This is a genomic window from Nonomuraea sp. NPDC049309, assembly GCF_043196965.1.
Taxonomy (GTDB): Bacteria; Actinomycetota; Actinomycetes; order Streptosporangiales; family Streptosporangiaceae; genus Nonomuraea; species Nonomuraea fastidiosa.
Genome location: NZ_JBICSH010000001.1, coordinates 2,268,867 through 2,289,552, shown reverse-complemented (window position 1 = coordinate 2,289,552; position 20,686 = coordinate 2,268,867). Strand labels below are relative to the sequence as shown.

Here is a 20,686-nt window from a genome sequence, read left to right as displayed (position 1 = left end):
TCCGTCTCGCCATCCGGGAGGGATTGGCGAGGCATGCAGGAAGGGTGTGTATATTTTCCGGCATAAAGCGGCAGAAACAGGAGAAATTTCATGCGATCGTTCCCTCGGGTGCTGTTCGACGAGGCGCACAGCGAGTCGTGGACCATCCGCCGCGAGCTGGCCGAGACCGTCAACCCGGCCCACCCCGACGACACCAGCTACGCCCGCGCGGCCGGGCTCCTGCGGCACCTGGGGCACACGGTCGAGGCTCACACGGGCGGCCCGCTCGACGAGGAGACGCTCGCCGCCCAGGACGTCCTGGTGATCGCCCACCCCTCGGACGCGCGCTGGGAGCGCACGACGGGGCAGGGCAGCCCCGTCTTCACCCCGGCCGAGCTGGACGCGATCGAGTCCTACGTACGCGGCGGCGGCGGCCTGGTGGTGCTGGCCGAGGAGGAGCAGGACAAGTACGGCAACAACCTGGCCGACCTGCTGGCCCGCTTCGGCGTCCGCGTCGAGCACACCACCGTGCGCGACCCCGGCCACTCCTTCCGCGGCGTGGCCACCTGGGTGCTGGGGGAACGTTCCACGCAGTCCGGGCTGCTGGCCGGCGTGCGCACGGCCTGCTTCTACCGCTCGGGCGTGCTGGCCGCGGGCGAGGGGGCCGAGGTCCTGTTCCGCACCTCGCAGGCGGCGGCGCCGGCGGAGGCCCCGCTGGCCGTCGCGCTGCGGCACGGCAAGGGCCGGGTGGTGGTGTTCGCCGACTCGGACCTGTTCGGTGACGACTCGATCGAGGACCACGACCACCGCAGGCTCTGGGGCAACGTGATCACCTGGGCCGCCCGCGTACCCGACGACGAGACGGACCGGACGCCGCGCGACGAGATCAAGGCCGCCCGCTTCGCCCGCCTCAAGGAGGCCGTGGAGGAGCTGCGCCCGCTGCAGGTCAAGGACGGCTCGGTGCCGGACGAGCACAAGGAGCGGGCCGCCGGGCTGGTCGCGGCGATCGCGGAACGGGTCGCCGAGATCGCCCCGCTCTTCCCGCACGACGCCGCCTACCTGGAGGCCGTACGGGCGGACCTCGCCAAGTGGGCCGCCCAGGGGCTCGGCGTGCCCGACTTCCTGGACTCGCTCGACCTGTTCCACCCCGACACTCAGCGCGTGGACGGGCTGGAGCACGTCGTGGTCTTCCCGATGTACACCCAGAACGGCAACCCCAACAGGAACCTGGAGGCGGTCTGGGTCCGCACGATCTGGCCGGACTGGCTGGCCGAGCTGGAGGCGGGCGGCTACGACAACCCGATGTTCGTGCCGATCGCGTTCGAGGACTTCACCTCCGGCTACGACACCCACTCGGCCGTGCTGTTCCCCGAGACGGTCGCCGTGCGCACCACCCCGGCCCGCTTCACCTGGGGCGGCATCTTCGCCGACCGCGAGGCCGCGCGGTTCCGCAGGGTCGCCGGGGCCGCCGCCGAGACGCTCAGGCTGGACCTGCCGCCGGACGCCGAGCGGCTGCTCGCCTCGCAGCGGCTCGCCCAGGACACGTACGTGCTGTGGGACCTCGTCCACGACCGCACCCACAGCCACGGCGACCTGCCGTTCGACCCGTTCATGATCAAGCAGCGGATGCCGTACTGGCTGTACTCGCTGGAGGAGCTGCGCTGCGACCTGACCGCGTTCGGCGAGGCGGTCACGCTGGAGGAGCGCGGGGTGCCGCACGCCCGGTACGTCCAGATCGCGATCCTGTTCGACCGGCTGTTCCGCTTCCCGATCACGGGGGAGCGGGTGCGCAACTACGACGGGCTCGGCGGCCAGCTGCTCTTCGCCTACCTGCACCGCAACGACATCGTGCGCTGGACCGACAACCGGCTCTCGATCGACTGGGAGCGGGTCGCGAACGGCGTCGCCGACCTGCGCGGCGAGGTGGAGAAGCTCTACCGCGACAGCATCGACCGCTCCAAGCTGGCGCACTGGCTGGCGGCGTACGAGCTGGTCAGCGCGTACGTGCCGCCGCACCCCGCGTCGGTGTGGGCCAAGGGCGTCGAGGCGCTGCCGGAGGAGCAGAAGGCCAAGGTGGACGCGGTGCTGCCCGACGAGTTCCCCCTCAGCATGTTCTACGAGGCGCTGCGCCGTAAGCTGGCGGACGTGGTCGAATCGACTAAGGGACTCCGCGCATGATCATCGTGGTGACCGGGGCGGGAGGCCCCACCGGTGCGGCGGTGTCGGCATATTTCCGTAACGGCGGACACACCGTCATCGAGGCCGGCAGGAAGGACGTCGACCTGCTCGACCGCGCCGCCGTGCAGGAGCTGGCCGCCCGCGTCGAGCGCGAGCACGGCCGCGTCGACGGCGTCGTCCACCTGGTGGGCGGCTGGCGCGGCGCGCCCTCGTTCGCGGAGACGGACCTCGGCGACTGGGACTTCCTGCACGACCGGATCATCCGCACGCTGCAGCACGTGTCGCTGGCCTTCGAGCCGCTGCTGCGGCGCAGCGGCAACGGCAGGTTCGTGATCGTCTCGGCGCAGGCCGCGCAGGCGCCCACCGCGGGCGGCGCGGCGTACGCGGCCGCCAAGGCGGCGGCGGAGGCGTGGACGCTCTCCCTCGCCGACGCGCTCAAGGGCACCGGCGCGGCGGCCGTCATCCTCGTGGTCAAGGCGCTCGTCAACGACGCCATGCGGGCGGCCAAGCCGGAGGCGAAGTTCGCGGGGTTCACCGACGTCGACGACCTGGCAGCGGCCATCGGCGGCCTCTACGACCGCCCGGCCGAAGAGATCAACGGCACGCGATTGGACCTCACCTCTTGAATCCCCGGCACGACCCCCGGCTGAAGGCGTTCGGCAGCGACAACTACGCGGGGGTGCACCCCGAGATCCTCCAGGCCATCGCCACGGCCAACGGCGGCCACCAGGTCGCCTACGGCGACGACGTCTACACCGAGGCGATGCAGGAGGTCTTCCGGCGGCACTTCGGCGAGACGGCGCAGGCGTGGCCGGTGTTCAACGGCACCGCCGCCAACGTCGTGTCCCTGCGCGCCATGACCGCCCCCTGGGAGGCGGTCATCTGCCCCGAGTCCGCCCACATCAACACCGACGAGGGCGGCGCGCCCGAGGTGGCGGCGGGCATCAAGCTGCTGACCGTGCCCACGCCCGACGGCAAGCTCACGCCCGAGCTGATCGACCGGCAGGCGTGGGGCTTCGGCGACGTGCACCGTGCCCAGCCGAAGGTCGTCTCCATCTCCAACGTCACGGAGCTCGGCACCGTCTACACCCCCGACGAGGTCGCCGCGATCTGCGCCCACGCCCACGGCCTCGGCCTGACCGTCCACCTCGACGGCTCGCGCCTGACCAACGCCGCCGCCGCGCTGGACGTGCCGCTGCGGGCGCTGACCACCGACGCGGGAGTGGACGTGCTCTCCTTCGGCGGCACGAAGATCGGCCTGCTGTACGGCGAGGCGGTCGTCGTGCTCACCCCCGACGCGGCGAGCGGTGTCGACTACCTGCGCAAGACGTACATGCAGCTGTCGTCGAAGATGCGGTTCGTGTCGGTGCAGTTCGAGGCGCTGCTCTCCGGCGACCTGTGGCTGCGCAACGCCCGCCACGCCAACGCCATGGCGCGGCGGCTGGCCGAGGCCGTCGAGGGCATCCCGGGCGTGCGGCTGAGCAGGCCCGTCGAGGCCAACGCGGTCTTCGCGGTGCTGCCCGCCGACGTCGCCGACCGGCTGCGCAAGCGCTTCCGCTTCTACACCTGGAACGAGGCCACGGGCGAAGTGCGCTGGATGTGCGCGTTCGACACCACGGAGGAGGACGTCGACGCCTTCGCCGCCGCCCTCGCGGAAGAGGCCGCCGCCTCGGCGTGAGGTCCCTCGCCGCGGCTGACCCCTGCGGCCTGCGGGCGGCAAGGGTCAGCGGCGGCGCAGGGCGAGGCGGGCGGCCTGCCAGCCGCCCATTCCGTGCACCCCGGGCCCCGGCGGCGTCGCCGACGAGCACAGGAACACCCCGGGTAGCGGTGTCCGCCACGGCGCGGGCGACCAGACCGGCCGCCGCAGGAACTGCCCGAGGCTCGCCAGCCCGCCCGAGATGTCGCCGCCCACCAGGTTCGCGTCGGCCGCCTCCAGCTCGGCGGGTCCCATCGCGTGGCGGGCCAGCACCCGGTCGCGGAAGCCCGGCGCGTACCGCTCGATCTGCGTCTCGATGGCGTCGCTCATGTCCACGGAGGAACCGTGGGGGACGTGGCAGTAGGCCCACAGCGTGTGGCCGCCGCGCGCCGGGTCGGCCGCGTACGGCTGGACGAGCAGCACGTACGGGCGGGGCGAGTGCCGCCCCGCGGCCGTCTCCGCCTCGCTCAGCGCGATCTCCTCCAGCGTGCCGCCGAGGTGGACGGTGCCCGCGCCCGCGACGGCCGGATCGCGCCACGGCACCGGCCCGTCGAGCGCCCAGTCCATCTTGAACGCGCCGGGCCCGTGGCGGTAGCGGGCGAGCCGCCGCCGGTAGCGGGCGGGCAGCAGGTCGCCGGCCATGGCGAGGAACTGGCGGGGCGTCACGTCGAGCACGACGACGGGCGCGCGCACCTCGGCCAGCCGGCGTACCCGGTGGCCGGTCACCGCCTCGCCGCCGAGCGCCCGCAGCTCGGACACCAGGGCGTCGGCCAGCACCTGGGAGCCGCCGCGCACCAGCGGCCAGCCCACCAGGTGGGCCAGCGAGGCGAGCATGAGCCCGTAGCCCGCCGTGAGCGGGGAGCGCAGGTCCAGCATCGAGTGCGCGGCCATGCCCGCAAGCAGCGCCCGCGCCTGCACCGTGCGGAAGGCCGTGCGCGCGAACGTCGTGGCGGGCAGCGCCGCCATCGCCCCGAACGCGGCCGCCCGCACGAACGCGGACACCGGCAGCGCCCCCATCGCCAGGACGTCCCCGGACGCCGCCCCGCATGCCGCCTCGCCGGCCGGCGCCGTACCGAAGACGGACTCGACCGGTGCCGTCCGCCCCGAGCCGCGTCCCGGCAGCGGGGCGATCCGCCACGGCCCCAGAGGCTTCAGCAGCAGCTCGGCCAGCGGAAGCCCGCCGCGCGCCACCATGCCCGCGCTCGCCAGCCAGGCGGGACCGTCACGCCCGAGCCCGCGCGCCGTACGCCGCACGTCGCGGTGCACCAGCACGGCGGGCCGGTCGTCGAGGGGATGGGCGGCGGGCACCGGGGGATGGGCGAACTCGACTCCCTTGAGCCCCAGCGTGCGGAACGCCGGCGAGGCCAGCGCCATCGCCATCACGGTCGCGCCGATGTCGTGGACGCGCCCCGGCAGGGTCAGCTCGGCCGAGCCCAGCCCGCCGCCGAAGCGGCCGGCCGCCTCCAGCAGCGTCACCCGCAGCCCGGCGCGCGCCAGCAGGACGGCGGCCACCAGCCCGTTGGGCCCCGATCCCACGACGACCGCGTCGGCGCTCATCGGTCTATTGAGGCTTGAGTATCGACGGCAGCGGCTGGGCGCCCCGCTTGGCGAGCAGATCCGTCATGAGCTTGATCTCCGCGGACTGCCCGTCGACGATCTTCTGGGCCATGCTGACGACCTCGCTGCGCGTGGACAGCTGCAGCAGTCCTTCCGCCATCTGCACGCCGCCCTCGTGGTGGCGGATCATGAGCTGCAGGAACAGCACCTCGGCGTCGCGCCCCTCGGCCTGCTTGAGCCTGGTCAGCTCCTCAGGCGTGGCCATGCCGGGCATCTGGCCCTGGACGCCGGGGGAGGCGGCGGCGCTGTGGCCGTGGCCGCTCATCCAGGCCATGGGCCGCTGGTCGGTGGCCTGGCTCAGCCCCCACTGCTGCAGCCAGCCGAGGAACATGCCCCGCTGGTTGGCCTGGGTGTTGATGATGTCGAAGGCCAGGCTGGAGATCTCTTTGGCGGGGCGCTTGTCCCTGATCGTGAACGCCATGTCGACGGCCTGCGCGTGGTGCACGGCCATGTCGCGGGCGAACCCGGCCTCGGGCGAGGAGTCGCCCGGGGTGCCGGAGCGGCCGAACAGCAGGAACGCGGCCGCGGCGAGCACCAGCACACCGCAGACGATCAGGAACGGTTTCCTCACGGGCTTATCCATGACCCGTCCAGCGTACCCACCCCGGTGCGAAGCCGTGATCGCATGCTTATGCAGGCCGTATTCTCCACATACGCCCGGAGGGCATAGGGTGACCCGAGGTTGGTACGCCGATGGAGGAACGATGACGAAGGAGAAGGCGCAGGCGCGGCGCGAGCATCTGCAGAAGATGCGGGCCGAGCAGCGGCGCAAGGAGCGTCGCGCGGCGCTCCTCATGTGGGGCACCGGCGGGCTCATCATCGTGGTGCTCGTCGGCCTGGTCGGCTTCTACCTCGTCAAGCGGGCGCAGGAAACCTCACTCGACGCCGTGGTCAGCGCCAAGTACGACGCGGGCCAGCACGTGTGGACCAAGGTCGACTACAAGGAGACGCCGCCGATGGGCGGCGAGCACAACAACTACTGGCAGCAGTGCGACATCTACGACAAGCCGATCCACAACGAGCACGCGGTCCACTCGCTCGAGCACGGCGCGGTCTGGGTCACCTACCAGCCGGATCTGCCCAAGGACAAGGTCGAGAAGCTGCGGGAGGCGGCGACCTCGGTGGGCCAGCAGGACTACCTGCTGATGAGCCCGTACCCGGATCTGCCCGCGCCGATCGTGGTGTCCTCGTGGGGGCACCAGCTCAAGCTGACCGATCCTGAGGACCCGAAGCTGGGCGCGTTCATCAAGCGCTACCAGAACGGCCCCGACACGCCTGAGCCGGGCGCGACCTGCGGCGGACCCGACGCGATCACCACGACCGCCGACCAGGCTCCGCTGCCGCCCGAGCCCACGGGCGACCAGCAGACCCCGATGGAGAACCTGCAGCCGTCGCCGAGCGAGTCGAAGCAGTAGGCCGCAAGCGGTCTCAGCCGAGCACGTCCTCGAGGGCCGTCCACTCCAGCCCGTGCGCCTGCGCGACCGGTTCGCTGGTGAGGCGGCCCTCGTGCGCGTTCAGGCCGAGCGCGAGCGCCGGGTCCGCGCGCAGGGCCTGCTGCCAGCCCAGGTCGGCGATGGCCAGCGCGTACGGGAGCGTGACGTTCGTCAGCGCGAACGTCGAGGTGTGCGGCACGGCCCCCGGCATGTTGGCCACGCAGTAGAAGATCGAGTCGTGCACCCGGTAGACGGGCTCCTCGTGCGTGGTCGGGCGGGAGTCCTCGAAGCAGCCGCCCTGGTCGATCGAGACGTCCACCAGCACGGAGCCGGGCTTCATCCGTGAGACCAGGTCGTTGCTCACCAGCTTCGGCGCCTTCGCGCCGGGCACGAGGACCGCGCCGATGACGAGGTCCGCCTCCAGCACGGCGCGCTCGATCTCCAGCGTGTTGGACGCCACGGTCTGGCAGTGGCCCTGGTAGATGAGGTCGGCCTGGCGCAGCTTGTCGATGTTCTTGTCGAGCAGCAGCACCTCGGCCTGCATGCCGAGCGCGACGGCGGCGGCGTTCATGCCGGACACCCCGGCGCCGATGACCACGACGTTCGCCGCGTGCACGCCGGGCACGCCGCCCATGAGCACGCCCCTGCCGCCCGACGAGCGCATCAGGTGATAGGCGCCGACCTGCGCGGCCAGCCGCCCCGCCACCTCGGACATGGGCGCGAGCAGCGGCAGCGCGCCGTCGGGCGTCTGCACGGTCTCGTACGCGATCGCCGTGCAGCCCGACTCCAGCAGGGCCTTCGTGCAGCCGCGCGATGCGGCCAGATGCAGGTACGTGAAGAGCACCTGGCCCTTGCGCAGCCGGTGGTACTCCTCGGGCTCCGGCTCCTTGACCTTCATGACCAGGTCGGCCTCGCCCCACAGCTCGTCGGGCTCGGGCACCAGGACGGCGCCCGCCGCGGCGTACTGCTCGTCGGGGATGGCCGATCCGACCCCCGCCTGGCGCTCCACCAGCACCTGGTGCCCGTGGCGGACGAGCTCGTGCACCCCCGCCGGGGTCAGCGCCACTCGATACTCGCTGTTCTTGACCTCTCGCGGCACTCCGACCTTCATGGCGTAACTCTTTCGCCGAAACGTGCGATCCTGCCCCTACTCTTGTGCCCATTTCCGGGTCAAGCATGGAACTTCCGCTTGATTACCTCGGTGCGGCCTCATCTCGATAGGCTCACCGGCAGCCCGACCGTCGACATGGGCCGTCAGGATGGGAACATCATCGATGGACAAGCCGGAAGAGCCGCAGCTCGCGGATCCGGGGGAGCCGAAGGCCAGCAGACTCACCACCATCGTGCTGATCGTCTCGCTGGTCCTCGTCGTGATCATCGCGGGCGTGCTGGGCACGGTCGCCGTCCTGATGACCCGCAATCCTGACACGCCCCTGTTAGGGGGCACGCCGCCGCGCCACCTCGCGGTGCCGATCCACTTCGCGCCGGTCGCGGAGACCAAGCAGGCTCCCTGCCCCGGCGACCCGGCCGTGCTCGACGAGCAGCAGACCACCTGCTACCTGCTCGAAGACGGGGTGACCGTGCCGGCGGTGCAGCGCATCGAGCCGCTGCGCGAGCGTGACGGCTCCTACTCGGTCCGCATCGCGGTCGCCCCGGCGTACAAGGAGAAGCTGACGGATCTCATCGACGAGATGGCGCTCGACCAGCGGCAGGTGGCGATCGTGCTGGCGCCCGAGCAGGCCGACCAGCCCAAGATCGTGCTCGCGGCGCCCATCGTCACCCAGCCCATGGAGGGCGACAGCATCAGCATCGCCGGCTTCGCCAAGGAGGACGCCGAGGCGCTGGCGGCGCGCATGCTGGGCGACACGCAGGCCGGCACCGCCACCGGGCAGCCGTCCCCCGGCCAGACGCCGCCGGGCACCGGGCAGCCGCCGGGCCAGAACCAGCCGGCGATCACCGACCAGCCGACCCAGCCGGGCACCGTGCAGTCGCCTCCCGGCACGGGCCAGACGGGTCAGACCGGCGAGACGGGTCAGACGGGTCAGACCGGCGAGACGGGTCAGACCGGTGAGACGGGGCAGACGGGGCAGCCGGGTCAGACGCAGCCGGGTGTGGGCCGGCCCCAGCCCGGCGCCCAGCAGACCGGCGGCCGCGTCCCCGACAAGCGCTTCGCGAGCTGCAAGGAGGCCGTGGCGGCCGGCTACGGCCCGTACCACAAGGGCCGCCACGAGGAGTACGCCTGGTACGACGACATCGACGGCAACGGCGTGGCCTGCAACAGCGCCGACATCCGCTAGGCGAACAGCTCCTGCAGCCCCTCGATGGCGAAGTAGGCGAAGAACACCAGCGAGACGATCCACAGCAGCACCGGGATCTCCGAGAACCGCCCCCTCGCCGCCTTGATCAGCGTGTAGACGATCACTCCGGCCCCCACGCCGTTGGTGATCGAGTACGTGAACGGCATCAGCGCGATGGTGAGGAACGCCGGGACGGCCACGTCGAGATCGTCCCAGGGCACGTTCCTGCTCTGCGTCATCATCAGCGCGCCCACCAGCACCAGCGCGGGCGCCGCCGCGGCCGCCGGCACCACCCCGGCGAGCGGCGTGAACAGCAGCGTCAGCGCCATCAGCGCGCCCGTCACCATGCTGGCCAGACCGGTGCGCGCCCCCTCGCCGACGCCGGCCGCGGACTCCACGAAGACGGTGTTGGCCGACGAGCTGACCGCGCCGCCCACCACGCCGGCCACGCCGTCCACGGTGAGGATGCGGCCCAGCCTGGGCACCCGGCCCTGGGCGTCCACCATGCCGGCCTCGTCGCTGACGCCGATGATCGTGCCCATCGCGTCGAAGAAGCCCGACAGCACCAGCGTGAACAGCACGACCGTGGCCGTCAGCGCCCCCGCACTGGCGAACCCGCCGAACAGGTCGAACCGCCCGACCAGCCCGAAGTCCGGCGCGGCGATCAGCGACTCGGGCAGGCGCGGGGTGACCACGCCCCACGCGCCTTCTTCGACCGTGGCCGTCTCGTTGACGATGATGGCGAGCAGCGCGGTGATGGCGATGCTGATGAGGATGGCGGCGGGGACCCTGCGGACGTACAGCAGGATCATCAGCAGCAGGCCGAAGCTGAAGACCGCGACCGGCCAGCCGGTGAGGTGGCCCGTCGCGCCGAGCTGCACCGGTGTGCCCGAGCCGCGCGCGACGAAGCCCGCGTCCACGAGCCCGATGAGCGCGATGAACAGCCCGATCCCCACGCTGATCGCGTGCTTGAGCGCCAGCGGGATCGCGTTCATGATCAGTGTGCGCAGCCCGGTGACGGCCAGCACGATGATGACGACGCCTTCGAGCACCACCAGGCCCATGGCCTCGGGCCAGGTCATGCGCGGCGCGGCCTGGTAGGCGACCACGGCGTTGAGGCCGAGCCCGGCCGCCAGGCCGAACGGCGCGTTGCCGACGAACGCCATGAGCAGCGTGGAGATCGCGGCGGCCAGGGCGGTGGAGGTGGTGAGCTGCGCGATGGACAGCCGGGCGCCGGTGACGTCCGTCGCGCCGGCCAGGATGATCGGGTTGAGCAGGATGATGTAGGCCATCGCCATGAACGTGGTGAGCCCACCACGCACCTCGCGGCCGACGGTGCTCCCCCGCCCGGTCAGCTCGAAGAACCTGTCGAGCACCGGCACTGTCCCCCCTCGCGGTCGGCGGGGGAGTGCCGGTTGCCTACCCAGCGGCGGGGGTGATCATGCCTTCTCGTGGCGGCCGTGGCCGACCAGCGCCACGAACTCCTCCAGCTTGATGGAGCCGTCGCCGTCGGTGTCCGCGGAGGCGATGAACGCCTCGATCTCGCTGTCGGAGACCCCCTGACCGCCCAGTGCCTCGTTGGCCCTCCTGATCTCGTCGGCGGTCAGCAGGCCGTCGCCGTCGGTGTCGAAGCGCCGGAACTCAGCCTCGGCCGCCTCGCGTGCGCTTGCCATGCGATGCCCCCTTGTCGAGCCGTCATACGGACAAGGCGATATCTTCCGGCCTGATGGGAACACGAGTCAACCGGCGTCCCGTGGCCGCTCTGACTGCGGCGGCGATGGCGGGCGTGGAGGAGAGCGTGGGCGGCTCGCCGGCGCCGCGCAGGCCGTAGGGGGCCGCCGGGTCCGGATATTCCAGGATCTCCAGCTTCATGGGCGGCATGTCGAGGATGGTGGGGATGAGGTAGTCGGTGAACGACGGGTTCAGCACCCGCCCGTCGCGTACCTGGATCTCCTCCATCAGCGCGAGCCCGAGTCCCTGCGCCGAGCCGCCGTGGATCTGGCCCTCCAGCGCCTGCGGGTTGAGTATCCGCCCGACGTCCTGCACCGCCGCCAGCTCGACGACCTTGACCAGGCCCAGCTCGACGTCCACGTCCACGACCGCGCGGTGCACGCACAGCGCGAGCTGCGTGTGCGAGTCGCCCTGCCCGGTCACCGGGTCCATCGGGTACGTCGGCCGGTGCCGGTACTCGCGCGTCTCCTCGATCGGCCCGAACCGTTCGAGCGCCTCCCTGGCGGGCAGCCCCTTGAACCGCTCGCGCACCGCCCGGCAGGCGGCCCTGACCGCGCCGCCCGTCACGTACGACTGCCGCGACGCCGACGACGAGCCCGCCGACCCGACCGAGGTGTCGGCCGTGGCCACGGTGACGTCCGGGATGCCGAGCTCGGTCCGCGCGATCTGCGCCTGCACGGTCACCAGGCCCTGCCCCACCTCGGCCGCCGCCGTGTGCACGGTCACGTGCGGCTCCCCGCCGACGAGCTCGGCCCGCACCCGCGCGGTCGAGTAGTCGTCGAAGCCCTCGGAGAAGCAAATGTTCTTGATGCCCACGCCGTAGCCGACCCCGCGCCGCACGGACTCGCCGTGCGTGGTCTGCGAGACGCCGCCGGGCAACGAGCGCAGATCGGTGTCCGTACGCTCGGGCGGCAGCGGCATCGACTCCAGCCGCTTCAGCATGTCCGCAAGCGGCGCCGGCGAGTCGATCACCTGCCCCGTCGCCAGCCGCGAGCCCTGCGAGACCGCGTTGCGCACCCGGATCTCGACCGGCGACAGCCCGCACGCCTCCGCCAGCCGGTCCATCTGCGACTCGTAGGCGTAGCACGCCTGCACCGCCCCGAACCCGCGCATCGCGCCGCACGGCGGGTTGTTGGTGTAGACGCCGGTGGCGTCGATGTGCACGTTCGGCACCTCGTACGGCCCCACGCCCAGCGACGCCGCGTTGCCCACCACCGCCCGCGACGAGGAGCAGTACGCCCCGCCGTCCAGCAGGATGTCCGCCTTGACGTAGACGAGGCGGCCGTCGCGGGTGGCGCCGTGCTCGTAGCGCATCCGCGCCGGATGCCGGTGCACGTGACCGAAGAACGACTCCTCGCGGCCGTAGGAGATCTTGACCGGGCGGCCCAGCCGCAGGGCCAGCATGCAGGCGTGGATCTGCATCGACAGGTCCTCGCGCGCGCCGAACGCGCCGCCGACGCCCGCCAGCGTCAGCCGCACCTTCTCCGGCGGCAGGCCCAGGCAGGGCGCGATCTGGTCGCGGTCCACGTGCAGCCACTGGGTGGCGATGTAGAGATCGACGCCGCCGTCCTCGGCCGGCACCGCGAGGCCCGCCTCAGGCCCCAGGAACGCCTGGTCCTGCATGCCGACCTCGTACTCGCCGCGGACCACGACCTCCGCCTCGAAGGTGTCGCCCCGGCGTACCGGCTGGTGGCGCACGAACCGCCGCGACTCGCGCGGATCGGTCACCGCGGGGCGGGGCTCGTAGACGACCTCGATCGCCTCGGCCGCCCTGCGCGCCGTCTCCGGATGGTCGGCCGCCACCAGCGCCACCGGCTCGCCCTGATAGCGCACCTCGTCGACGGCCAGCACCGGCTGGTCCTTGTGCTCGAGACCGAAGTACTTCTCGCCGGGCACGTCCTCGTGCGTCAGCACCGCGCGCACGCCGGGGATCCGCAGCGCCGGGCCCACGTCGATGGAGCGGATCCACGCCGACGGGTGCGGGCTGCGCAGCGTCGCGCCCCACACCATGCCCTCGAGCCACAGATCGGAGGCGTAGGCGAACTCGCCGGTCACCTTCAGCGTGGCGTCGGGCCGCCGCGCGCTCTCGCCGATCCCGTGCAGGATCGCGGCAGCCGTCTCGTCAGCCGTTCGCGTCATTCTCCGAGTAGAGCACCGGCCGCCCCGATCGTCCTATACGCACGACGTGAAATGTCGGTCAGCGGTTGTCCTGCCCGCCTTGTACATTCCTACAGGTGCGCCTCTCCGACCTGCTGGCCATCGAGGACCTGCGCCTGACCCTGCTCACCGGCGACCCCGCCCGCGAGTTCGCCGGCGTGCACATCACCGACCTCCCCGAGCCCGGCCGCTACCTGGCCGGAGGCGAGCTGGTGCTGACCGGGCTGACCTGGTGGCACGAGCCCGGCGACTCCGGCAGGTTCGTGGCGGCGCTGGCCGAGTCGGGCGTCGCCGCGCTCGGCGCCGGGCAGGCGCTGCTCGGCCACGTGCCCGGCGACCTGGTCTCCGCCTGCGAGCAGGCCGGGCTGCCGCTCGTCGAGGTCCCGACGGAGGTCTCCTTCCGCACGCTCGCCGAGCTGGTCACCTCCCGCATGGCCGGCGACGCGCGCGACGCGCTCGGCCGCCACCGCAGGCTCGTCGCCGCGCTCGCCGAGGGCGCAGGGCTGGCCGAGCTGTTCGAGCTGACCGCCGCCGAGCTGGGCGTCACCGGCGCCGTGCTGACGCCGTCGGGCGAGATCCTGGTGGGCGCGGCCGACGACCCGGTGGGCCTGGCCAAGGCGTACCTGACCGCGCCCAGCCTGCCCGTGGTCGCCGGCGGGCACACGATCTTCGCCGTCGGGCGCGGGCACCGGGCCGCCGGCTGGGCGCTGGCCTGCCACGGCGACCTGCTCGACCGGGCCGACGTCGGCTACGAGCTGGCCGCCTGCGTGGGACTCGAACGCAGCCGCGTCGAGGAGGGCCGCCGCGTCGAACGCCGCCTCGCCGAGCAGCTCATCGTCGCCGCGCTGGCCGGCGCCGACCCCGCCGAGCTCAACGCCAGGCTGCGCACCTGCGGGATCGGCGCGGACGAGCCGTACGCGGTGGTCAACGCCGTCGCCGTCAGGCCGGGCGCCACCCGCGGCCCCGACCCCGCCACCCTCGGCGGCCGGATCGTGGAGAACCTGCTCGGCCGCGAGGTCGTGGCCGCCGCGGGCGCCGACGGCGCGGTGGCCGTCGTGCCGCTGCGCGACGGCGGCGCGGGCGAGCTGGCCGCCCGGCTGCGCGCCGGCGCCGAGGTGCTGTCCGCGCTGCCCGGCACCCGCCTGTGCGTCGGGCTCAGCGGCGCGCTCACCGGAGCCGCCGCCGTCAGGGGCGGCGTCGAGGAGGCCGGGCACGCCCGCCGCCTGGCCGAGGACCGCGACGGCGGCGTCGTCACCAGCGACGAGATCTACACCCACGCGCTGTTGCTCGCCACCGTGCCGTCCGACGTGCGCCGCTCCTTCTCCCGGCGGCTGCTGTCGCCGCTGCTCGACTACGACCGCAGGCACCAGTCCGACCTGGTGCGCACGCTCGGCGTCTTCCTCGACCGGGCCGGCTCCTGGCACTCCTGCGCCGAGCAGCTCCACGTGCACGTCAACACCGTGCGCTACCGCGTGCGGCGGATCGAGGAGCTGACCGGCCGCGACCTGTCCACGATGGCCGACCGCGTGGACTTCTTCCTCGCCCTGCGGGACACCGCCCCGCCGCCGTGACACATCCGGCCGCCGGGCCGATCGCCGCCCCCGCCCGGGCCACGCCGTCGTCGTGCTCCATGGCCTGGAACGCGGCGGCCGGCCGCGCACCCGCGATGCGCAGCGCGAGGGGGAACCCGTCGCACAGGCGGACCGGCCGGCCGGTCCGCGCCAGGTCGGCGGCCACCCGCTCGGCGCCCGCGTACGCGGTCGGCACGCGCCGTGCCTCCTCGAAGACCCGCAGCGCCTCGGCCTGCCGCCCGCACGCGTGCAGGGCGAGCATGAGCAGCTCGCGGGGGCGTTCGCACAGCGGATGGCGGCGGGCCGGCTCGCGCGGCGGGGCGAGGGCGTCCTCGGGGCGGCCGAGCGCCTCGTCGAGGGCACGCAACGCATCGGACAGATCGCCGGCCGTACGCGCCTTCGACGCGGACTCGAGCCGGGCGGAGAAGAGGTGCGCGTCGATCCCGAGCGGATCGCGCCGTAGGAGGTGGCCGCCCGGGGCCTTGATCACCGTACGGGCGGTCGCCGCCTGCCGCGGCCGGGCTCGAAGGCGCGGCGCAGCCCGGCGACGTAGGTGCAGACGCTCTGCTGGGCGCTGTGGGGAGCGGCCTCGCCCCAGAGGCCTTCGATGAGCCGCGGCAGGGTCACCACCCTGCCCGGCCGCGCCGCCGGCAGCGCGGCGACGGCCTGCTGGAGCGGCGGGCCCGATCGAGCGCTCTGCCGTTCCGCGTTCCCGCCACCGGGCCCAGGAGACCGATGACCAGGCCGGACGCTAAGGAGGGTCGGTGATCGGCGGGACGCACGTACGGAGCTTGATCGCGATCCCTGAAAAGGGGGAGGGCCCACGTGAGCGTGTAGCTGGAATGTAGAGGCGGCCGGTGGCTTGTCACCCGGCTCGGCCTGGTGTTCTTGGGTCACGTGGGCCCTTGATCAATGACTCAGGCGACGACGCGCGGCCTGCGGTGGCGGGACCCCGTCGTCCCTCCACCGGTGCGGACGAGCGTGCGCGCACCACGGCGGGCGCGGCGAGTGCGGTGCCGGCCCGGAGCGGTGCGCCGCCCGAGCGTGTGTTCCGGATGACGTCCTCGGCCGAGGCCGGGGACGGCCAACCGGGCTAGCGGCGGTCGTCGCTCAGCAGCACCCGAGGTCGGTGTACGCGCTCGAGAGGGGAGACGACGAGGCATTCGCGGCCGTAACATTACCTGCAAGGGCTACCGCGGTGCTGATCGCGACGGCCAGGACTGACAGGGCAATGCGCTTACGCATGGGGGTTCTCCCTCGCCTATGTGGGTTGCTCGGACTTCATCATCTCAGGGAGCGGCAGCTGTGACCACATCGGACCTAGTCGGACTCCGCATAAAAACGGTTCGCCGGCAGCGCGGCCTCTCGCAGGCACAGCTGGCACACCCCGAGTTGTCGGATAGTTACGTCTCGCTGATCGAAAGCGGCAAGCGCACTCCCACTCCTGCGGTCTTGGAGTTGCTGGCCGCAAAGCTGGACTGCTCGCTGTCCTACCTGATCAACGGGGTCACCGCCGAGCAGATGGAGGACATCGAGCTGGCTCTCGGCTACGCGCGGCTGGCACTCGAAAACGGTGAGGTCACCGAGGCCCGCACGCGTTTCGCGGAACTCCTGGAGAACAGTAACTTGTCAGGCTTGACATCGCTTCGTCAAGAAGCGGAGTTCGGCCTTGCACTCGCCACGGAGGCGGCCGGCGATCTCGACGAGGCGATCTCCCTCATGCTGCGCCTGCGTGAGGAGGAGCTGCCGCAGGAGCGCGGCCTGGAGGTGGCCATCGCGCTGTGCCGGGCCTACCGCGAGAGCGAGCGGCTGCACGAGGCGGTCGAGGTGGGCGAGCGGCTGCTGATCGGCGACACCCGCGAGCCCTGGACCGACCTGCGGGTCGAGCTCGGCGCGACCCTGCTGATGGCCTACTACGAGCGCGGCGACATGCTGCGCGCCCGGCAGTTCGCGGCCGAGCTGCTCAACGCCGCCGACGCGCTCGGCACCCCCCGGGCGATCGTGGCGGCCAACTGGAACGCCTCCATCGTGGCCCGCGCCGCCGGTCACTACGACGAGGCGGTGGCGTTCATCGAGCGGGCCCTGGCGGTGCAGCTGGAGCACGGGCAGCCGCGTAACACCGCGCGGATGCGCGTGCAGGCCGCCCGTACCAAGCTCAGGACCGGCGCCCAGGACCCGGCGACCGTCCGCACCGTGCTGCACGCGGCGATCCGCGAGTTCGAGCAGACCTCCACCAGCACCATCGACCAGGCCATCCTCTACCTGGAGCTGGCCTGCGCCGAATACATGAGCGGCGACCTCGACGAGGCCGCCGAGCACGCCGCGAAGTGCCGCGACCTGCTGCCCCGGTACGGCCACGTGAGCGGTGCCGAGGCCAACCTGCTGCTCGGCCGCATCTACGGCGCCGCCGGCCAGGTCGATGAGGCCCGCGAGCACGCCGCCGCCGTCGAGAGGTGGCTGCGGCCGCTGCCCGACTCCCGCCGTTCGGCCTCCCACTGGTACGCCACGGCCGAGACCATGGAGCAGCTCGGCGACACCGATCGCGCGGTCGAGGCCTACCAGCGCGCGCTCGCCTGCGCGGGCCTGTGACCGCCGCCTGACGCCGTGGCCGGGTGAGCACGCCCGGCCACGCCCGTTCTCACCCCCGGGCCCGCCCCTGGGCTCCGTCCCGTTGCGCCACCGGTCCGCTCGCGCCCCTGTTCCGCCCCGGACTCCGCCTGCCCGGAGTGCGGCCGTTCCCGCGTCCTGGCCCGTCAGGCGTGTCCGGAGTGCGGCGGCGGGGCCGGAAAGCGGACCGCCCGAATGTGGGGCAAAGGGACGGAATTGTAGACGTACGTTGGAGGAGTGAGGTCCGGACCGGCCGGGGGCGTCGGTAGCCTGGGGGTTGCCATGAACAGATCCCCGCTCGCGGCCCTCACCGCGATTCTCGCCGCCGCCCTGTTCGTGTTCGGCACCGCCGCTCCCGCGCTGGCGCACGACACGCTCAAGAGCAGCAACCCGGCCAAGGGCGCCGAGGTGGAGTCCCTCGACGAGGTCAGGCTGGAGTTCAGCAGCAAGGTGCGCATGCCCTTCGTCCTCGTCCGCGGCGACGGAGACGCCGAGCATCACAGCGGCGAGCCCGAGACCGACGGCGCCGTGGTGACCCAGGCGGTCAAGGGGCCGCTGCCCGACGGCGAGTACACGATCGCCTACCGGGTCGTGTCGTCCGACGGGCACCCCATCGAGGGGGAGATCCCGTTCCGGGTGAAGGGCGCGGAGAAGGCCGGCGCGGAGGCGTCGCCCAGCGCCGAGCCGTCCGCGAGCGCTTCCGAGACGGCGGGCTCTGAGACGGCGGGTTCTGAGACGGCGGGTTCTGAGACGGCCGCACCCGCCGAGACCGCGGCCGCACAGCCCGGCGCCTCCATCGAGGCCGGCAACGCGGCCGCCGAGCAGGACGCCCAGCAGGACGTCACATTCCCCGTCTGGCTGATCGTCGTCATCGGCGCGCTCATCGGCATCGGCATCGGCTTCCTCATCAGCGCGAGGAAGAAGCAGCCATGACCCGGACGGCGCGCCTCGCCATCGTGACCGCGGCCGCCGCCGTCGCGGCCCTGGTCATCGGCATGATCGCGGGCGGCAGGGCGTTCCCCAGGATCATCCCCGGCCTGCCCGACTCCGGCGCGTTCGTCCGCTGGGGCCTGCCGGTGTCGAAGCTGCTCATGGACGCCTCCGGCGTCGTCACCGTCGGCCTGCTGCTCATGGCCGCCCTGCTGCTGCCCAACGACAAGGGCGTGCTCGGCAAGAGCGCCACCGACTACGTCAAGGCGAGCTCGTGGGCGGCGCTGGTCTGGGCGGGAGCCGCGTTCGCCTCGATCCTGTTCGGCGCCGCCGAGACCATCGGCCGCACCATCCCGCAGATCCTCGACCGGACGATCCTCACCAGCTACGCCACCCAGACCACGCAGGGCGTCGCGCTGACGCTCGTGGTGCTGTTCGGGGTGGCTATCGCGCTGTTCTCGCGCGGCGCCATCACCGCGGGGGCGGCGGCGGGCCTGCTGGTGTTCGCGCTGGTGACGATGCTGCCCGTGCCGCTCACCGGCCACACCTCCTCCTCGCCCAACCACGACCTGGCCACCTCGTCGGTCGCGCTGCACCTGCTCTCGCTCGCCCTGTGGGTCGGCGGGCTCGGCGTGCTGGCCCTCCACGCGCTGCGCAAGCAGCCGCAGCTGGAGATCGCGGCGGAGCGCTTCTCCCGGCTCGCGCTGTTCTGCTACATCGGAGTGGGACTGTCCGGCGTCTTCGCGCTGGTCGCCCGCCTCGGCGCGGTCTCCGACCTGTGGACCACCGAGTACGGCCTGCTCGCCCTCGCCAAGGTCGTGGCCTTCGTGCTGCTGGGCTACGTCGGCTACTGGCACCGGCAGCGCACGCTCGCCGACCTCAAGGCGGACAAGCCGCGGGCGTTCACCCGGCTGGCCGGCGGCGAGACCGTGCTCATGTTCGCCACCATCGGCGTGGCCGTGGCCCTCTCGCGCACGCCGCCGCCCGACTTCAGCATCCCGGCCGACCGCGCCTACGAGCTGCTCGGCTTCCCCATGCCGCCCGAGCTGACGGTGGGCAACGTGTTCACGCTGTGGTGGTTCGACCTGTTCTTCGCCGTCGTGGCGGCGGTGCTGGCCGGTCTGTACGGTGCCGGCGTGGCCCGCCTGCGCAGGCGCGGCGACAGCTGGTCGTGGGGGCGCACCGCCTCCTGGTACATCGGCGTGGCGGTGCTGGTGTTCTGCACCCAGAGCGGGCTGGCCCGCTACGCCAAGGTCATGTTCGACATGCACATGATCGAGCACATGACGCTGTCCATGGTGGTGCCGATCTTCCTGGTCCTCGGCGGGCCCGTCACCCTGGCCCTGCGCGCGCTCAAGCCCGCCGCCAGGAGGGGCGACAGGGGGCCGCGCGAGTGGATCACCACGATCCTGCACAGCCGGTTCACCAAGGTCATCTCGCATCCCGTGGTCGCCACCGCGATCTTCGTCGCGTCCACGTACGCGCTCTACTTCACGCCGCTGTTCGAGTCGGCGATGAACGAGCACCTCGGCCACATCTGGATGACCCTGCACTTCCTGCTCAGCGGCACGCTGTTCTTCTGGGTGATCATCGGCGTCGATCCCGGTCCCAGCCGCCTCCCGCACGTCGGGCGGCTGCTCATGCTGTTCGTCACCATGCCGTTCCACGCCTTCTTCGGCATCGCGCTGATGATGATGGGCACCGTCATCGCCTCCGGCTGGTACGAGCAGCTCGGCCGCACCTGGGGCGACACCCTGCTGCAGACGCAGCGCGACGGCGGCGCCATCGCGTGGGGGTTCGGCGAGATCCCGACGCTCATCGTGCTGCTGGCCATCGCCGTGCAGTGGTACCAGAACGACGACCGGCAGGCCCGCCGCGCCGACCGCAAGGCCGACCGTGCCGGCGGCACGGGCGACGCCGAGCTCGACGCTTACAACGCCTACCTCGCCCGCCTCAACCGCGCGGACAAGAGCGAGTAGCCGCCACCGGCCGCGCCTGGGCGCATCGCGCGGCTCAAGGGTGTGTGCGGGCACGCGCCGTTGGGCCGCCCGTCGGGGTGGGCACGTCCCGTTCGGCCACACTGCGGGTGCGGGCACGCGCCGTTGAGCCGCACGGCGGGGTGGCGCACCCTGTGGAGGGCACGGCGGGGGAGGCGCGGCCCGCTCGGCCGGGCGGCGGGGCACGCACGCTCTGTTGAGCCACATGGCGGGGTGGCGCACCCTGTGGAGGGCACGGCGGGGGAGGCGCGCCCCGCTCGGCCGGGCGGCGGGGCACGCACGCTCTGTTGAGCCACATGGCGGGGTGGCGCACCCTGTGGAGCGCACGGCGGCGTGGGCGCGTCCCGTTCGGCCGCGTGGGCGGTGCGGGCGCGGGCGGAGGGGGCACCGCCGGCTCCGGCCGTGTGGCCGTTCGGGCCTGGGCGGAGGGCGGTCCGGTCCTGTGCGTGTCGATCGGCCTGGCGGGGGCGGTCCGGTCCTGTGCGTGTCGATC

Annotated in this window: 17 protein-coding genes; 9 read left to right on the top strand and 8 right to left on the bottom strand. The window is 72.6% G+C overall.

Going from position 1 to position 20,686, the window contains the following annotated elements; genetic code table 11:
- Positions 1 to 90 precede the first annotated feature (90 nt).
- The 3 genes from ACGFIM_RS10290 to ACGFIM_RS10280 are packed head-to-tail and all read left to right on the top strand — an operon-like array spanning position 91 to position 3,835.
- Positions 91 to 2,157: a DUF6421 family protein gene (locus tag ACGFIM_RS10290; protein WP_393197669.1), complete on the top strand. Its 2,067-nt coding sequence runs from the start codon at positions 91 to 93 to the stop codon at positions 2,155 to 2,157.
- Positions 2,154 to 2,783, top strand: a complete 630-nt coding sequence (locus ACGFIM_RS10285) for an SDR family NAD(P)-dependent oxidoreductase (protein WP_393197666.1) — start codon at positions 2,154 to 2,156, stop codon at positions 2,781 to 2,783. Before ACGFIM_RS10290 ends, ACGFIM_RS10285 begins: the two co-directional genes overlap by 4 nt.
- Positions 2,780 to 3,835, top strand: a complete 1,056-nt coding sequence (locus ACGFIM_RS10280) for a threonine aldolase family protein (protein WP_393197663.1) — start codon at positions 2,780 to 2,782, stop codon at positions 3,833 to 3,835. Before ACGFIM_RS10285 ends, ACGFIM_RS10280 begins: the two co-directional genes overlap by 4 nt.
- Positions 3,836 to 3,880: 45 nt before the next feature.
- Here ACGFIM_RS10280 and ACGFIM_RS10275 read toward each other — a convergent pair whose 3' ends face one another.
- Together ACGFIM_RS10275 and ACGFIM_RS10270 are read right to left on the bottom strand one after the other, a co-directional pair.
- Positions 3,881 to 5,410, bottom strand: coding sequence for a phytoene desaturase family protein (locus tag ACGFIM_RS10275; protein ID WP_393197660.1), 1,530 nt, complete (start codon positions 5,408 to 5,410; stop codon positions 3,881 to 3,883).
- A 4-nt stretch (positions 5,411 to 5,414) separates the two neighbouring features.
- Positions 5,415 to 6,041, bottom strand: coding sequence for a DUF305 domain-containing protein (locus tag ACGFIM_RS10270; RefSeq protein WP_393197657.1), 627 nt, complete (start codon positions 6,039 to 6,041; stop codon positions 5,415 to 5,417).
- A 133-nt stretch (positions 6,042 to 6,174) separates the two neighbouring features.
- On the opposite strand from ACGFIM_RS10270, the gene ACGFIM_RS10265 reads away from it, so the two are divergent.
- A complete protein-coding gene (locus ACGFIM_RS10265; protein ID WP_393197654.1) occupies positions 6,175 to 6,885 on the top strand; it encodes a DUF3105 domain-containing protein in 711 nt (236 codons plus the stop codon).
- 13 nt (positions 6,886 to 6,898) lie between these two features.
- Here the strand turns inward: ACGFIM_RS10265 and ald are convergent, their stop codons facing one another.
- The gene (gene ald, locus ACGFIM_RS10260) at positions 6,899 to 8,014 is read right to left on the bottom strand and encodes an alanine dehydrogenase (RefSeq protein ID WP_393197651.1); all 1,116 of its coding nucleotides are present in this window, start codon (positions 8,012 to 8,014) and stop codon (positions 6,899 to 6,901) included.
- 163 nt (positions 8,015 to 8,177) lie between these two features.
- Between ald and ACGFIM_RS10255 the strand changes: the two genes are divergently transcribed.
- Positions 8,178 to 9,200: an excalibur calcium-binding domain-containing protein gene (locus ACGFIM_RS10255; protein WP_393197648.1), complete on the top strand. Its 1,023-nt coding sequence runs from the start codon at positions 8,178 to 8,180 to the stop codon at positions 9,198 to 9,200.
- Here ACGFIM_RS10255 and ACGFIM_RS10250 read toward each other — a convergent pair.
- Genes ACGFIM_RS10250 through ACGFIM_RS10240 form a run of 3 tightly spaced genes read right to left on the bottom strand, consistent with a single transcriptional unit; the run spans position 9,197 to position 13,070 of the window.
- Positions 9,197 to 10,582, bottom strand: a complete 1,386-nt coding sequence (locus tag ACGFIM_RS10250) for an NCS2 family permease (protein WP_393197645.1) — start codon at positions 10,580 to 10,582, stop codon at positions 9,197 to 9,199. The two genes, ACGFIM_RS10255 and ACGFIM_RS10250, sit on opposite strands and share 4 nt — an antisense overlap.
- A gap of 57 nt (positions 10,583 to 10,639) precedes the next feature.
- Positions 10,640 to 10,873, bottom strand: coding sequence for an EF-hand domain-containing protein (locus ACGFIM_RS10245; protein ID WP_393197642.1), 234 nt, complete (start codon positions 10,871 to 10,873; stop codon positions 10,640 to 10,642).
- 22 nt (positions 10,874 to 10,895) lie between these two features.
- Positions 10,896 to 13,070 (bottom strand): molybdopterin cofactor-binding domain-containing protein, encoded by a 2,175-nt coding sequence (locus ACGFIM_RS10240; RefSeq protein WP_393197639.1) that lies wholly within the window; start codon positions 13,068 to 13,070, stop codon positions 10,896 to 10,898.
- 95 nt (positions 13,071 to 13,165) lie between these two features.
- Between ACGFIM_RS10240 and ACGFIM_RS10235 the strand changes: the two genes are divergently transcribed.
- Positions 13,166 to 14,659 carry a PucR family transcriptional regulator gene (locus ACGFIM_RS10235; RefSeq protein WP_393197636.1) on the top strand — a complete coding sequence of 498 codons (1,494 nt, stop codon included), beginning with the start codon at positions 13,166 to 13,168 and terminating at the stop codon, positions 14,657 to 14,659.
- Here ACGFIM_RS10235 and ACGFIM_RS10230 read toward each other — a convergent pair.
- Both ACGFIM_RS10230 and ACGFIM_RS10225 read right to left on the bottom strand, forming a co-directional pair.
- Complete coding sequence (locus ACGFIM_RS10230) at positions 14,541 to 15,149, bottom strand: BTAD domain-containing putative transcriptional regulator (protein WP_393197633.1); 609 nt, start codon at positions 15,147 to 15,149, stop codon at positions 14,541 to 14,543. The two genes, ACGFIM_RS10235 and ACGFIM_RS10230, sit on opposite strands and share 119 nt — an antisense overlap.
- On the bottom strand, positions 15,146 to 15,286 hold the full coding sequence (locus tag ACGFIM_RS10225; RefSeq protein WP_393197630.1) for a hypothetical protein: 141 nt from the start codon (positions 15,284 to 15,286) through the stop codon (positions 15,146 to 15,148). The genes ACGFIM_RS10230 and ACGFIM_RS10225 overlap by 4 nt, the downstream gene beginning before the upstream one ends.
- A 636-nt stretch (positions 15,287 to 15,922) precedes the next feature.
- Here ACGFIM_RS10225 and ACGFIM_RS10220 point away from each other — a divergent pair.
- The 3 genes from ACGFIM_RS10220 (at position 15,923) to ACGFIM_RS10210 (ending at position 20,175) form a co-directional block, all read left to right on the top strand.
- On the top strand, positions 15,923 to 17,248 hold the full coding sequence (locus tag ACGFIM_RS10220) for a tetratricopeptide repeat protein (protein ID WP_393197627.1): 1,326 nt from the start codon (positions 15,923 to 15,925) through the stop codon (positions 17,246 to 17,248).
- A gap of 300 nt (positions 17,249 to 17,548) precedes the next feature.
- Complete coding sequence (locus tag ACGFIM_RS10215; protein ID WP_393197624.1) at positions 17,549 to 18,199, top strand: copper resistance protein CopC; 651 nt, start codon at positions 17,549 to 17,551, stop codon at positions 18,197 to 18,199.
- The gene (locus ACGFIM_RS10210; RefSeq protein ID WP_393197621.1) at positions 18,196 to 20,175 is read left to right on the top strand and encodes a cytochrome c oxidase assembly protein; all 1,980 of its coding nucleotides are present in this window, start codon (positions 18,196 to 18,198) and stop codon (positions 20,173 to 20,175) included. Before ACGFIM_RS10215 ends, ACGFIM_RS10210 begins: the two co-directional genes overlap by 4 nt.
- Positions 20,176 to 20,686: the final 511 nt, after the last annotated feature.

Excerpts from the sequence above, each read along its gene's own strand:
- ACGFIM_RS10220 (WP_393197627.1), top strand. The coding sequence starts at position 15,923 with ATGTGGGTTGCTCGGACTTCATCATCTCAGGGAGCGGCAGCTGTGACC.
- ACGFIM_RS10285 (WP_393197666.1), top strand. The coding sequence starts at position 2,154 with ATGATCATCGTGGTGACCGGGGCGGGAGGCCCCACCGGTGCGGCGGTG.
- ACGFIM_RS10255 (WP_393197648.1), top strand. The coding sequence starts at position 8,178 with ATGGACAAGCCGGAAGAGCCGCAGCTCGCGGATCCGGGGGAGCCGAAG.
- ACGFIM_RS10275 (WP_393197660.1), bottom strand. The coding sequence starts at position 5,410 with ATGAGCGCCGACGCGGTCGTCGTGGGATCGGGGCCCAACGGGCTGGTG.
- ald (WP_393197651.1), bottom strand. The coding sequence starts at position 8,014 with ATGAAGGTCGGAGTGCCGCGAGAGGTCAAGAACAGCGAGTATCGAGTG.
- ACGFIM_RS10240 (WP_393197639.1), bottom strand. The coding sequence starts at position 13,070 with ATGACGCGAACGGCTGACGAGACGGCTGCCGCGATCCTGCACGGGATC.
- ACGFIM_RS10210 (WP_393197621.1), top strand. The coding sequence starts at position 18,196 with ATGACCCGGACGGCGCGCCTCGCCATCGTGACCGCGGCCGCCGCCGTC.
- ACGFIM_RS10215 (WP_393197624.1), top strand. The coding sequence starts at position 17,549 with ATGAACAGATCCCCGCTCGCGGCCCTCACCGCGATTCTCGCCGCCGCC.
- ACGFIM_RS10245 (WP_393197642.1), bottom strand. The coding sequence starts at position 10,873 with ATGGCAAGCGCACGCGAGGCGGCCGAGGCTGAGTTCCGGCGCTTCGAC.
- ACGFIM_RS10265 (WP_393197654.1), top strand. The coding sequence starts at position 6,175 with ATGACGAAGGAGAAGGCGCAGGCGCGGCGCGAGCATCTGCAGAAGATG.
- ACGFIM_RS10290 (WP_393197669.1), top strand. The coding sequence starts at position 91 with ATGCGATCGTTCCCTCGGGTGCTGTTCGACGAGGCGCACAGCGAGTCG.